Source organism: Lactobacillus huangpiensis (genome assembly GCF_019972815.1).
Taxonomy (GTDB): Bacteria; Bacillota; Bacilli; order Lactobacillales; family Lactobacillaceae; genus Lactobacillus; species Lactobacillus huangpiensis.
In genome coordinates this window covers 1-13,356 of sequence record NZ_BPPA01000008.1, presented here as the reverse complement: position 1 = coordinate 13,356, position 13,356 = coordinate 1, and the positions used below count along the sequence as shown (strand labels likewise).

The window sequence follows — 13,356 nt, the reverse complement described above, 5'->3', positions numbered from 1 at the left end:
AAATGCAAACATGGATTAATGCCCTATCATGGTTAAACTTTGGTTTTCTATTAAAGGGGTTAGCAGTCACATTATTTATTTCAGTTTTTGCAATCGTGCTAAGTTTCATTTCAGGATCGATTCTGGGAATAATTCGCTATGCAAAAATTAAATTTATTTCGGCAATTGTTGGTTTCATTATTGACATTGTGAGAAATTTACCGTTATTATTGATTATTTTCTTTACCTATTTTGGTTTGCCAAATATTGGTTTAAGGCCAGGAGCAATTTTGTCAGCAATTATTGCAATGACAATCTTTGAATCCAGTATGATTGCTGAAATTGTGCGCTCAGGTATTCAGTCAGTTGCTGTGGGTCAAATTGAAGGTGCCAGATCCACAGGAATGACATTCGTGCAGGCATTATGGCATGTTGTTTTGCCGCAGGCATATCGTCATATGATTCCTACTATTATTGGACAGTTTGTGTCCTTAATTAAGGACACATCTTTAGCTACTATCATTGTTGTACCTGAACTAATGCAACACGCACAAGTTATTTATGGTCAAAATGCCAATTATATCGTACCAATGTTTGCGGCTCTGACGCTTTTATATTTTATTGTTTGCTTTACCCTGTCCCTAATCGGTAATAGACTCAATAAACAATTTGCATAAATCAAAGCATTAAAATTTATCTGATTGACACAGTTACAAAAGACGAGTATAATTACGACAGTTGAGAACAAGAAGAAGCTTCCCGCTTCTCGCCTAAGTTAAGTTGACCTCTAGGCTGATCGATATTTTCTGTTGATTATGGGCGGGTAAAGTTTACCCGCCTTTTTCTTGTCCTCAGATTAACATGGAGGTGAAGAATTATTCCAAGGAATTTGATATTGAACGATCAAATTCGCGCTCGCGAAGTTCGTTTAATTAATGAAGATGGTGAACAAGTTGGTGTTGTAACTAAAACTGAAGCTTTACGTCAAGCAAGTGTTGCAAATTTAGATTTAGTTCTAATTTCGCCTAATGCCAAGCCACCTGTTGCTCGTATCATGGACTATGGAAAGTACCGTTTCCAGCAACAAAAGAAAGTTAAAGAATCTCGGAAAAAGTCTAAAACGGTTAGTGTAAAAGAAATCCGTTTAAGTCCAACGATTGAGGGTAACGATTTTAACACCAAGTTAAAACATGCGCGTAAATTTATCACCAAGGAAGGTGCTAAAGTCCGCGTTTCGATCAGGTTCAGAGGTCGAGCAATCACTCATAAGGAACTAGGTCGTGAAGTGTTGGAAAAAATGGCTGAAGCCACATCCGATATTGCTACTGTAATTAGCAAGCCCAAGATGGAAGGCCGTTCAATGTTCTTAATGCTCGCTCCGAAGAGTGACAAAAATAATTAGTTAATTTGGAGGAATTAGAAAAATGCCAAAAATGAAAACCCACCGCGCTTCTGCTAAGCGTTTTAAGAGAACTGCTTCTGGTCAATTAAAGCGTCATCACGCTTTTACAGGTCACCGTTTCCACGGCAAAACTAAGAAACAACGTCGTCATTTGAGAAAGGCTGCAATGGTTTCACGCAGCGACTTGAAGCGCATCAAACAGATGCTCTCTCAAATGCGTTAATCAAATATATAAAACGATATTTAGGAGGAATTTTAGATGCCAAGAGTTAAGGGTGGAACAGTTACACGTAAACGTCGTAAAAAGATTATGAAGCTTGCCAAGGGTTACCGTGGCGCAAAGCATATGCAATTTAAGGCTGCAAGTACACAGTTATTTGTATCATACAGATATGCGTTTCGTGACAGAAGAAGACGCAAGAGCGACTTCAGAAAGTTATGGATTGCAAGAATTAACGCTGCAGCAAGACAAAATGATATTTCATATTCTAAGTTAATGCACGGCTTAAAATTAGCTGGTGTTGATATTAACCGTAAGATGTTAGCTGATATTGCTTATAACGATTCAAAGACCTTTGCAAAATTAGCAGAAACTGCTAAAAAGGCTTTAAATTAACCAAAAATGGCGCTTATGGCGCCGTTTTTTTATGTCAAAATTTAGCACTTGCAGTAGAAAATTTGGTATATTAAACTAGTGCAGTGATAGATAAGAGGGAAATTGAATGTTATTCAGACCACACTATACAATTGACACAATTTATCATTTAGATATTAAGGTGCTAAACCGAATTGGTATCAAAGCAGTATTTTCAGATTTAGACAACACTCTTTTGGCATGGAACGAATTTGAAACTGCTGAAAAAATGAATAATCTAAATAAAAAATTAGCACAAGCCAATATTAAGTTAGTTGTGATTTCTAATAACAATGCTGAAAGAGTGGGCAAAGTTCTAAATCCTTATCATATTGACTTTGTAGCCAAGTCGAAAAAGCCATTGCCCTTTGCTATAACAAAGAAAAGAAAAAGAATGGGATTAAAAAAAGACCAGGTCATGATGGTTGGTGATCAGTTAATCACAGATATACAGGCAGGAAACTTGGCTGGTGTAGAATCAGTATTAGTAAAACCGCTTATTCAAACTGATAAGTGGAATACACGTATTAATCGTTTTTTTGAGAAAATTATTTTTTTCTTTTTAAGCCTTTCACACCCAGTTACATTTAAGGAGACATTAAAAAATGGATGACCAAATTATTTGTATCGGTTGCGGTGCTGTTCTTCAATCAGATAGTCCACAAGAAGCAGGATTTTTACCCGCTTCCCGTTTGAAGCAAGCAAGAGAAAGTGAAGATGAGGGCAATGATATCTATTGCCAGCGGTGTTTTCGCTTGCGTCATTATAATGAAATTATGCCAGTCGAGTCTGATAATGATGACTTTTTAAAATTATTAAATTCTTTATCAGAAAAGAAAGCATTAATTGTCAACGTCGTAGATCTATTTGATTTCACCAATTCTTTGCTTTCTGCAATTACACGTTTTATTGGAAAGAATGATTTTATTCTTGTTGGCAATAAATTTGATCTTTTTCCGCAAAATTCTCGTCAAAGCAAAATAAAGGACTGGATGCGACAGGAAGCTAATCGCGTTGGTTTATTTCCTAAAAAAGTATTTTTGGTTAGCGCTAAAAATAAAGAGAATTTATCAGAATTGATAGCATATTTAGATCAAAACTCACGTGATCGAGATGTGTATTTTGTAGGAACAACAAATGTAGGTAAATCCACTCTTATCAATGCAATTATTGATCAAATGGGAGATATTCAAAATTTGATCACTACGTCACGCTTTCCGGGAACAACACTTGATAAAATTGAAATTCCTTTGGCAAATGGTCATTTTTTAGTCGACACTCCGGGCATAATAACGGAAAATCAGTTGGCTACACGTTTAAACGCTCAGGAATTGAGCATTATTTCACCGCAAAAGCAGCTTAAGCCTGTAACTTTTCAGCTTAATTCAGGTAACACTTTATTTTTAGCTGGATTAGGCAGAGTGGACTTTTTAAAGGGGGAAAAAGCAAGTTTTACGGTTTATGCAGCACGGGGATTATATATTCACAGGACTAAAACTGAAAATGCAGATAGTTTCTATGATAAACATCTCGGTGAACTGCTCAATCCACCTTCGCAAAGTGATGAGTTGCCCCCTTTAAAATGGCAGGAATATCATACTAAAGAAAAAAGTGATTTGCTATTGGGTGGAATAGGCTTTGTAACAGTTCCTGCTAATTGTTTGGTTAGAGTATATACACCAGGTCAAATTGGTCTAGGTATTAGACGTGCATTAATTTAGAGGATATAATGATTGCTATTGCTAAGAATTATCAAAAAACACCAACTGTTGAAGTAGCTGAAGAAAAATTAGAACACAAAAAAGGTCGTCAAATCGGTATTTTTGGTGGAACATTCAATCCAATTCATTTAGGTCATTTAATAGTAGCTGAACAAGTATTGACCAAACTTCATCTTGATGAAATTTGGTTTATTCCTACCAATGTTCCTCCATTAAAGGATGAGCCAGTGGTTTCTGCACAAGATCGTGCAAATATGCTTGAGTTAGGTACTCAGGATAATCCTCGTTTTCAAGTGAAATTATTCGAATTATATCGTGGAGGGGTTTCATATACAGTTGATACCTTAAGATATTTGCGTGAATCTCAACCCGAAAATCATTATTATTTGATCATGGGCAGTGATCAAGTTAATAATCTAGGTGAATGGAAAGAGCCTACTAAATTGGCTCAACTGGCAACTCTTGTTGGAGTTCAAAGGGCCGGATACCCCCAAAAAGCAAAATTACCAATGATTTGGGTTGATGTTCCTGCCATTGAAATTAGTTCCAGCCTTGTTAGACAAACAATTGCGATTGGGGGTTCAATCAGATACCTGGTACCTGATACAGTGAGAAATTATATTCAGAAAAAAGGCTTATATCATGAATGATTTATTTTTCAAAAAGACTTATTCGGTTCTATCTAGTGATGAAATTGTGTCTAAAGAAAAAAGTAATATGACTGAAGATCGTTTTGAGCATTGTATTGGAGTTAGCAAAACTGCTAAAAAATTAGCAGAGTTAAACCAATATGATGAGGATAAAGCTGCATTAGCTGGATTTATACATGATTATGCAAAACAAGTTTCAGTCGAGGAATATCGTGAAGTTATTAAAACCAAGGGCTTTGATCAAGATCTGTTAAATTGGAATCGAAGCATTTGGCATGGTATTGTAGGTATATATTTTATTCAGAGAGATCTGAAAATTAATGATTCAGAAATTTTAACGGCAGTACGCAGGCATACAACAGCTGACGTTGAAATGACAACTTTAGATAAAATTGTATTTATGGCTGATTATATTGAACCTGGCAGGTCATTTCCAGGAGTTGAAGAAGCGCGTAAAATAACTTATGCTAATCTTGATAAGGGAGTTGGCTATCAATTAGCACATACTCTTGAATTTTTAATTGAGAAAAGAAATAAAATCTATCCACGTACTTTAGACGCTTATAATGTTTGGGGTATTAAAGAATAAGGAGAAAAATTGACTAGTAAAGAAATATTGGCTTTTACTCTAAAGGCAATTAGTGATCGTCATGGGGAAGATACTGCAGCTTACGATATGCAGGGACATAGTATTTTAGCTGATTATTATGTTGTGACCAGTGCTGGTTCAAACAGACAATTACATGCTATAGCTAATGCTATCATTGATGAAGCTCACAAGGTTAACTATTATGATTATCGCGTTGAAGGCACGAGTGAATCAAATTGGCTTCTGCTTGATTTAGGCGATGTTGTTGTAAATGTTTTTACTGAAGATGCACGTGATTTTTACAATGTTGAAAAACTATGGGCTAATGGTAAAAGATTAGAATTAAAGGAAGATTAGCTAACAATGAGTGTAGTAGGGATCATTGCAGAATACAATCCCTTCCATAGTGGGCATGAATTTTTAATGAATCAGGCTCGATATATTGCTGGTAGTGAAGACCCAATAATCGTAGTCATGTCTGGTAATTATGTTCAGCGTGGGGAAATGGCAATTATGGATAAATGGTCTCGTACGCAGGCAGCACTTGAAAGTGGTGCTGATTTAGTACTTGAACTGCCATTTTCCACTTCCGTTGAACCAGCTGATTTGTTTGCACTTGGCAGTATAGATCAACTGGTAAAAGTTGGCGCAACTGACTTGATTTTTGGAGTTGAAGACGCTACACAAAATTATGCTTATTTAGGTAGTAAAATTGCTGAAATCCCACAAAGTCATATGGACTTTAATGATTATAGTCAAACTTATTCAACCCAATATAACCAAATGGTAGCAAGAGAAGTTGGTCATGAAGTTAGTGAGCCCAATGCGATTCTTGCTCTAGCCTATGCAGTTGCTAATCATAATTTGGGGACGCCTTTAGTTTTGCATCCTGTTAACCGAATTGGCGCTGGACATGATGACGTTTTGCAGAGTAATAAAGTTGTTCAAAGTGCAAGTGCAATACGAAATATGATTCTTCATAATGAAACTAATTATACATTGGAACAATGGTTGCCTAAAAAAGAGGTTCAGCTTCTATTCAAGCAAAAGAATTATCCAAATTGGAATTTGCTGTTTCCATTTTTAAAATATAGATTGGAATCTTCTTCAGTTTCTGAACTAAGAAGAATTTATCAAATGAGTGAAGGCCTTGAGTACAAAATGAAACATGAGATTCACGCTGCACAAACTTTTACAGGATTTTTACGAAGGGTAAAATCAAAGCGTTATACTTATTCTCGTTTGCGTCGTCTTAGCCTGTATACGCTCTTAAATGTAACTCAAGAAGACATGACTGCCAGCTTTAACCATGAATCGCTTCTACTTTTGGGCTATAGTAAATTAGGAAGAAAATATCTTAAAGGGATTAGAAAAACCCCATTCGCAGACATCATATCGAAGGTTGATCAAAAAAATACTAAAAGTGGATCAATGAAATTACAATTACGTGTTGATCGTTTTTTTGAGCAACTTATGGGAGTTGATCAAAACTTTGGGCGACGTCCAGTGGAGGTCTAAATGTTAACTTTGAATTTTACTCAAATAAAAAATAGCAACGAACCTGTAACTCACATTGAATGTGAGGTCGAGTTGCAAGAAGAATTTATTAAGCGAAGTCATGGCTTAGTTTATCAAGTAAATAACGTGACTGTTTCAGGGGATGCATTTTACAATCAACCATACGTTACTGGTGACTTTCACGTGCAAGCCTGTTTAGTTGTTCCTTCCAGTCGTAGTTTAAAGCCTGTTGAGTTTACAGAAAATTTTCGTTTTAGCGAGAATTATACTGATACAGATGTAGCTAAAGAGGAAATCGATGAGAGTGACATCCCGATTGTGAAAGTAAAAAACGAAGTTATTAATTTGCAAAAAGCGATTGAAGACAACGTTTTATTAAATATCCCAACCACAATTTTGACTGAGGAAGAACGAGATCAAAATATTTATCCTGAAGGAAATGGTTGGGCTGTGATTTCTGAAGATGAATTTGATAAGAAAGAAAAGGAACAAATAAACCCTGCCTTTGCTAAATTAAAAGATTTATTTAAAGAAAATAATGAGAACCATAATTAGTTAAATAAGAATAATTAAATATAATTAGAAATCAGTATTATTAAAATGCTGGTTTTTAATCTTGTTTTAAAAGCATTTTTAAAGTATGCTTTACTTATTGACAAGAATACAAATTAAATTAACTGAAATCAAATTTTAAAAAAGGAAGATAAAAAATGGCAAGAATATTAATTGTTGAAGATGAAAAAAATTTAGCTCGCTTTGTTGAATTGGAATTAAAACATGAAAAATATGATACTGTCGTTGAAAGTAATGGTCGCAAGGCATTAGATTTGGCCTTAAAAGAAGATTTTGATGCTATTCTGCTAGATCTTATGCTTCCTGATCTTAACGGTTTAGAAATTGCCCGAAGAGTTCGTCAAGTTAAGAGCACACCGATCATTATGATGACTGCACGTGATTCTGTTATTGACCGCGTTTCTGGTCTTGATCATGGAGCTGATGATTATATTGTTAAGCCATTTGCAATTGAAGAGCTTTTGGCGCGCTTACGTGCAGTTTTACGAAGAGTAAAAATTGAAAAAGACGCATCAGATGATTCTGTTGAAAAGAAGGTAGTAAAATTCAAGGATCTTACTATTGAGACGGCAAATAGAATTGTTCGCCGTGGAGATGGTAAAGCAGTTGACTTAACTAAACGTGAGTATAACCTGCTCATGACTTTGATTAAGAATAAAAACAACGTGGTTAGCCGTGATCAGTTGCTGGCAAAAATTTGGGGACCTGGTTCAAATATCGAAACAAACGTTGTCGAAGTCTATGTGCGTTATTTACGCAATAAAATTGATGTGCCTGGTAAACAATCATATATCAAAACGGTTCGTGGAACTGGCTACATGGTAAGAGATGAGGATGATGAAAAGAAGTAAAAAAAGATCCCAAAAAGAGACCAAACATTCATCGTTGGTATTGCGATGGGTTAGTATCGTTGCTCTGACGATTATGGTCTCTTTTATTGTATTTTCAGTAATAATATATTCGTTTGTAGGTCAGCAATCGATGGTCCAGCAAAAAGAAACATCGAATGAGATGGTAAGCAAGCTCAATAGTAGCCTGAACAGAATACCCAAAGAATTAGAAATTGCAAATGTTGTTCCGGCTTTAACACCATCTGCTAGAGAAGTATTAAAAGGCAATCCCCCGATCAGCTCTGACCAACATAACAGTGCATTTAACGATGATTTATTGTCTTCGTTAACAAATCCGGATTTGAGTGTAGTTGTTTATAATCTTAGAAAAGAAGATGTTTTTGATAATGGTGGCAAAATTATTCCTTTTAAGAATATAAAAGGTGACTATGAGATGACTCGTAATTTTAAGAATCATAAACAAGAACTGATTACTTATCAAAAAGTTAGAACTGCTCATTCAGGAAAAGTTACAGGTTATATAGTTGTTGCTAATAAAATGACATATTACAACGGTTTAATGAAAGACCTGTTAAAGTGGATGGTAAGAATTTCTTTAATAGCTATCGTACTTTTTACACTGGTAGCTTATATAATTGTTCGTGACATTGTAAAGCCTGTGAAAGAAATGTCACGAGTTGCTTTAGAAGTTAATGATGATCCAAATAGTACTGCAAGAATAAGAGATTTCCATCGTCATGATGAATTGCAAGAACTAGCAGTTTCTTTTAATCAAATGTTAGATCGAATGCAACGCTATATTGATCAACAAAAGGAATTTGTGGGTGATGTTTCTCATGAACTTCGCACTCCTGTTGCGGTAATTGAAGGTCATTTAAACATGCTTAAACGCTGGGGCAAGGATGATCCGGAGATTTTGGAAGAATCAATTGATGCTTCTTTACAAGAAGCTAAAAGAATGCAGCATTTAATTCAAGAAATGCTTGATTTAACGCGTGCGGAACAAATTAATGTACAGTACCCTAATGCTGTGACCAAAGTTTCTGAAGTTCTTAAACGGGTCGTTGGTGATATGTCGCTCGTTCATAAGGATTTTGCTATCAGACTGGATATGGATGATTTACCTAGCGATACTGAAATCCAAATTTATCAAGGCCATTTGGAACAGTTACTTGTTATTCTAATTGATAATGGTATTAAATACTCTACAGATCGTAAGGAAATGAATGTTTCAGCGGGATTGTCGCAAGATGATGTGCATATTATAGTCCAGGATTTTGGTGAAGGTATTTCTAAAAAAGAACAAAGCAAAATTTTCAATAGGTTTTACAGAGTCGATAAAGCTAGAACTAGAGAAAAAGGTGGCAACGGTTTAGGTTTATCAATTGCTCAAAAGTTAGTTACCAGTTATCATGGGAAAATCAGTGTCGAATCTGTGGAAGGACAAGGAAGTCAGTTTATAATAGAATTTCCAGCACTTACAAAAGCTCAATCCCAAAAACTGCATAAACGTGAAGAAGTTGAAAAAGCAAAGAAAAATAAAAAAGAAACAAATTAAAAAAGACCTTTGTAAAGTCTATTGATTGGTTTGCCCAATCTAAAGATAAACAGACTTAAAAGGTCTTTTTACTTATCAACTTATATGTGAGCCTGAAAGTTGGACCACTTTTGGGACTCAAAAAAACAACTAAGGTCGTCTTTGTTGCTTTCCTTTGTTGCGGTTACGTAAGTTTTCGTGCAACTGTTTTGTTTGCTTTGACTGAGCAGGAGAAGCCTTCTTCGCGTTAAGAAGCTCATCTACTTTTTCCTTTGTTACGACTTCTGTAATAGGTTCACGTTTTAATTCTTCGTCTACTTCTTTTTTAACTTTAGGCATAATGATATATGTTACTATCAACTGTTGAATAACGGAGAAAAAGTTTCCGGCAGCCCAATATAAAGCAACTGAACCAGAAACAGAGAGGCAGATGAAGAGCGTCATAATAGGATTCATGAGCATCATAGATTGCATCTGTTTCTTTTGCTCTTTAGGGATCCCTACCAATGAAAGGTAGCCTTGAGCAAAAGCAAAAATGGTAGCAAAAACTGTTACTGATATAGACCTGCTGCTTAATGAAATACCAAAGAATGACGAACTAGCCAAACTCTTTGAATACATTACAGCATCATAAATTCCGATCATAATCGGGAACTGGATAATTAACGGTAAGCAGCCCATTCCCCCAGTTAATGATAAATGATTTTTAGAATATAGTTCACGTTGCCAACCGGCTAAAGTCATTTGCTGATCTTGATTTAGATCTTTGCGTTTCATGGTATCTTGAATTAGCTTCATTTGCGGCTGCAGGCGTGCCATTTTTTCTTGTTGCGTAGTCGATTTCTTTTGTTGATTAAGCATTAATGGCAAGAGAATCATTCTAACTACAAAAGTCATTATGATAATAGCCCAGCCGGCTCCATTAGCTCCACCTATGAGGTTAGAAAAATAGAGCATTATATTTTGCATGGGTTTACCAATAAATTTATAGATTGACCCGTATATAAAACCAGTTGGTGGTTTATTTACCCCACCATTTTGTGCACAAGCAGTAACAAATAACATGACTGTTAAACAAACAGTAATTAATCCGATATATTTGCGAAATTTTTTCATTCAATTCACCCAATTATTATTTTTTGCCAATAACTAATATAATACATGAAAACCATTCATTTTGCTTACTTTTGTTAGTTTTTCTTTTTTAATATTTGAAATGCGAGCAAATTGAGAAATATTTTTGGGTAATTCAGCACAAAATTGATTGACTCGGCTTAATTCTGCCTGTAAAGTAATTGTGACTGTCCCGTCACTGTTATTACGAACATTGCCAGTCATTTTCATTTTTTGAGCAAGGTTTAATACGCTCCAACGAAAGCCCACACCCTGGACAATACCCGAAATGGTTAATTGCCAAGTTTCTCTTGAATTATCAGCTGGATCGCTTTTTCTTTCGCTCTTGTGTTTATTAAAAAATCCCATAATAATCCTTCCTAGTCCTACTTTCTTGATTTTAACATTTTATCAGCTTGAAATTAAAAATAATATTGATAAATACGAAAGAAGATACCTTAATGTCTAAAAAAATAAGTTCATTAAATAATAAATTGGTAAAAGAATTAATTAAATTGAAGCAGAAAAAATATCGCCAAGAAAATGGATTATACGTAATCGAAGGCTTTCATCTAGTCACTGAAGCTCTTAATGCAAACGAAAAGTACAAGTATCTTTTAGGCACTGAAGAAGCTTTAGCTAAGATTCAAGATATTTTTCCACACTTATTGACAAGTATGAATACTTTCGTAATTAACTCTTCTGTTGCTCATCATCTTGCCAGCACTAAAAATTCACAAGATATATTTATGGTTTTAAAAATTACTCAACCGCAAAACTACCATTTTAATTTTGGCAAGTGGGTTTTGTTAGACCATCTGGCAGATCCCGGGAATGTTGGCACAATTATTAGGACAGCAGATGCAGCTGGATTTGATGGTGTTGTTTTATCACCTGAAAGTGTTGATATCTATAATCCTAAGACTCAGCGCGCAATGCAAGGAAGTCAATTTCATATCAAGTTAGTTGTTCAAGATTTGATTAATGTTATAAAAGAAATGCAGGACAATGCAATACCAATATATTCAAGCATGCTGGATCGAAATGCTAGGAAATTACAGGAGTTTGTAAAAGTACCACAGGTAGGGATTGTTATTGGCAATGAAGCACATGGTGTTACTTCAGAAATAGCAAAAATCTGTGATCATAAATTATATATTCCTATTAAAGGTAAAGCTGAATCATTGAATGCTGCAGTAGCAGCTGGAATTATCGTCTACTATTTCTCCTGACTGTTAATACTTGTTTTTAGTAAGTATATTTAATATAATAAACACAAAGTAGACACTTTCTTGTGGGAGGACAGTATCATGGCTCAAGGTATTAAGGACAAAAACTGTGCGGATTGTGGCGCTTCAAATTATGAATACTGCAAGCATTTTATTAACGCATTTAAAATCATTGGTAAGAAGTGGAACGGTTTAATCATTAGTTCACTATGTGCCGGTGATTATATGCGCTTTAAAGATCTAGCACAGTGTGTGTTGCCTTGCTCTGACCGTGTTTTGGTCGAAAGATTGAAAGAATTAGAAAAAGAAAATATTGTCAATCGTTCAGTCGACAGTAGAACAAAAATCATTTCTTATAGCCTGACACAAAAAGGTGAAGAATTAAAACCTGTTTTTGACCAAATTCATGGCTGGGCAGATAAGTGGGTTTAAATTTATACATCCACTTGAAAGTTTTTAAAAAAAGATATATTCTATTAACTAATTACAAAGAGTAAGACTAGTAGCAGCATTCATTTAATCAGAGAGACTTTTTTATTGAGCTGAAAGAAAAGTCTAAACAGAACTGTGAATTTCATCTTACTAGTAGAATCTAATCCATTCCGGTATTCACCGTTATCGAAACATGAGTGTGGGCATTTTGTGTCCAAACTAGGGTGGTACCGCGAAGCTTCGTCCCTTTTGGGATGAAGCTTTTTTTTGATTTGAAAGGAAAAGTTTTATGGACTTATTTGACAGGTTAAAAGAACTGCGTGAAAAGGGTCTTGATGAGATCGATAAGGCTAAAAATGAAGAGAAGTTAAATGATGTTCGTGTTAAATTAACTGGTCGTAAAAGTGAATTAACAACTATTCTTCATTCCATGAAAGATATTGATCCAAGTGATAGACGTGAAGTCGGACAACGAGTTAATAAATTGCGAGATCTTTTTAATGCCAAGCTGGATGATGCTAAAAATGAAATAGTAGCAACTTTAGTTGAAGATCAACTTGCTAAAGAAAAAATCGATGTTACTTTACCAGGTAGAGAAATGCATCTTGGTACAAAGCATCCAATCAATATTATTTTGGATGATCTCGAAAAATATTTTATTGGCATGGGTTATAAAGTTGTGCAAGGACCAGAGATTGAAACTGATCATTATTGTTTTGAAATGATGAATTTGCCAAAAGACCACCCAGCAAGAGACATGCAAGAAACCTTTTATATTGATTCTGAAGATTTATTACGTTCTCAGACTTCTGGTGACCAAGCTCGCGTATTGGAAAAACATGATTTTGCCAAGGGCCCTTTAAAGATGGTAGGACCAGGCAAAGTATATCGCCGTGATGACGATGATGCTACTCACTCACATCAGTTTATGCAAATGGAGGGTCTTGTAGTTGAAAAAAACATTACGATGGGTGATTTAAAGGGAACCTTGGAATTAATGGCAAAGCATATTTTTGGTCAAGACCGCGAAACCCGTCTGCGTCCTAGTTACTTTCCTTTTACTGAGCCTTCTGTTGAAATGGATGTTTCCTGCTTTAACTGCAATGGCAAGGGGTGCTCAATTTGTAA

At 35.2% G+C, this 13,356-nt stretch carries 18 protein-coding genes and 2 other annotated features; of the genes, 16 read left to right on the top strand and 2 right to left on the bottom strand.

The genetic code is table 11. The features are described 5' to 3' along the window. The first annotated feature begins 2 nt into the window (after positions 1-2). The 13 genes from LDM90_RS07025 (at position 3) to LDM90_RS06965 (ending at position 9,475) form a co-directional block, all read left to right on the top strand. Complete coding sequence (locus LDM90_RS07025) at positions 3-656, top strand: amino acid ABC transporter permease (RefSeq protein ID WP_223897126.1); 654 nt, start codon at positions 3-5, stop codon at positions 654-656. Positions 657-719: 63 nt separating this feature from the next. Further along, positions 720-831, top strand: a sequence feature (ribosomal protein L20 leader region). A 37-nt stretch (positions 832-868) separates the two neighbouring features. Then, the gene (gene infC, locus LDM90_RS07020) at positions 869-1,381 is read left to right on the top strand and encodes a translation initiation factor IF-3 (protein ID WP_034980154.1); all 513 of its coding nucleotides are present in this window, start codon (positions 869-871) and stop codon (positions 1,379-1,381) included. A gap of 22 nt (positions 1,382-1,403) precedes the next feature. Continuing rightward, on the top strand, positions 1,404-1,604 hold the full coding sequence (gene rpmI, locus LDM90_RS07015; protein WP_034980158.1) for a 50S ribosomal protein L35: 201 nt from the start codon (positions 1,404-1,406) through the stop codon (positions 1,602-1,604). A gap of 36 nt (positions 1,605-1,640) precedes the next feature. Beyond that, entirely contained in the window at positions 1,641-1,997 is a 357-nt protein-coding gene (gene rplT, locus LDM90_RS07010) for a 50S ribosomal protein L20 (protein ID WP_034980161.1), read from the top strand. Between the two features lie 106 nt (positions 1,998-2,103). Further along, positions 2,104-2,628, top strand: coding sequence for a YqeG family HAD IIIA-type phosphatase (locus tag LDM90_RS07005; protein ID WP_223897124.1), 525 nt, complete (start codon positions 2,104-2,106; stop codon positions 2,626-2,628). Further along, positions 2,621-3,736, top strand: a complete 1,116-nt coding sequence (gene yqeH, locus LDM90_RS07000; RefSeq protein WP_223897121.1) for a ribosome biogenesis GTPase YqeH — start codon at positions 2,621-2,623, stop codon at positions 3,734-3,736. The genes LDM90_RS07005 and yqeH overlap by 8 nt, the downstream gene beginning before the upstream one ends. Positions 3,737-3,747: 11 nt before the next feature. Continuing rightward, entirely contained in the window at positions 3,748-4,386 is a 639-nt protein-coding gene (locus tag LDM90_RS06995; RefSeq protein WP_373307193.1) for a nicotinate-nucleotide adenylyltransferase, read from the top strand. Continuing rightward, a complete protein-coding gene (gene yqeK, locus LDM90_RS06990; RefSeq protein ID WP_034980179.1) occupies positions 4,379-4,975 on the top strand; it encodes a bis(5'-nucleosyl)-tetraphosphatase (symmetrical) YqeK in 597 nt (198 codons plus the stop codon). The genes LDM90_RS06995 and yqeK overlap by 8 nt, the downstream gene beginning before the upstream one ends. Before the next feature lie 9 nt (positions 4,976-4,984). Continuing rightward, positions 4,985-5,332, top strand: a complete 348-nt coding sequence (rsfS, locus tag LDM90_RS06985) for a ribosome silencing factor (RefSeq protein WP_034980181.1) — start codon at positions 4,985-4,987, stop codon at positions 5,330-5,332. A gap of 6 nt (positions 5,333-5,338) precedes the next feature. Beyond that, positions 5,339-6,493 carry a nucleotidyltransferase gene (locus LDM90_RS06980; protein WP_223897117.1) on the top strand — a complete coding sequence of 385 codons (1,155 nt, stop codon included), beginning with the start codon at positions 5,339-5,341 and terminating at the stop codon, positions 6,491-6,493. Continuing rightward, positions 6,494-7,048: a DUF177 domain-containing protein gene (locus LDM90_RS06975; protein WP_223897115.1), complete on the top strand. Its 555-nt coding sequence runs from the start codon at positions 6,494-6,496 to the stop codon at positions 7,046-7,048. 155 nt (positions 7,049-7,203) lie between these two features. Continuing rightward, complete coding sequence (locus LDM90_RS06970) at positions 7,204-7,917, top strand: response regulator transcription factor (protein ID WP_034980187.1); 714 nt, start codon at positions 7,204-7,206, stop codon at positions 7,915-7,917. Then, positions 7,895-9,475 (top strand): HAMP domain-containing sensor histidine kinase, encoded by a 1,581-nt coding sequence (locus LDM90_RS06965; RefSeq protein WP_223897113.1) that lies wholly within the window; start codon positions 7,895-7,897, stop codon positions 9,473-9,475. Before LDM90_RS06970 ends, LDM90_RS06965 begins: the two co-directional genes overlap by 23 nt. Before the next feature lie 129 nt (positions 9,476-9,604). Here the strand turns inward: LDM90_RS06965 and yidC are convergent, their stop codons facing one another. Both yidC and LDM90_RS06955 read right to left on the bottom strand, forming a co-directional pair. Beyond that, entirely contained in the window at positions 9,605-10,570 is a 966-nt protein-coding gene (yidC, locus tag LDM90_RS06960; RefSeq protein ID WP_223897112.1) for a membrane protein insertase YidC, read from the bottom strand. Between the two features lie 33 nt (positions 10,571-10,603). Next, positions 10,604-10,936: an acylphosphatase gene (locus tag LDM90_RS06955; protein ID WP_223897110.1), complete on the bottom strand. Its 333-nt coding sequence runs from the start codon at positions 10,934-10,936 to the stop codon at positions 10,604-10,606. A 92-nt stretch (positions 10,937-11,028) separates the two neighbouring features. Here LDM90_RS06955 and LDM90_RS06950 point away from each other — a divergent pair, with 92 nt between their 5' ends. The 3 genes from LDM90_RS06950 to LDM90_RS06940 all read left to right on the top strand — a co-directional run. Further along, complete coding sequence (locus LDM90_RS06950) at positions 11,029-11,799, top strand: TrmH family RNA methyltransferase (protein WP_034980192.1); 771 nt, start codon at positions 11,029-11,031, stop codon at positions 11,797-11,799. A 78-nt stretch (positions 11,800-11,877) separates the two neighbouring features. Then, entirely contained in the window at positions 11,878-12,228 is a 351-nt protein-coding gene (locus LDM90_RS06945) for a winged helix-turn-helix transcriptional regulator (protein ID WP_034980194.1), read from the top strand. A gap of 48 nt (positions 12,229-12,276) precedes the next feature. After that, positions 12,277-12,479: a binding site (T-box leader), on the top strand. 38 nt (positions 12,480-12,517) lie between these two features. Next, positions 12,518-13,356: phenylalanine--tRNA ligase subunit alpha (locus LDM90_RS06940; protein WP_223898742.1), on the top strand; the 839-nt coding region annotated here is incomplete at its 3' end.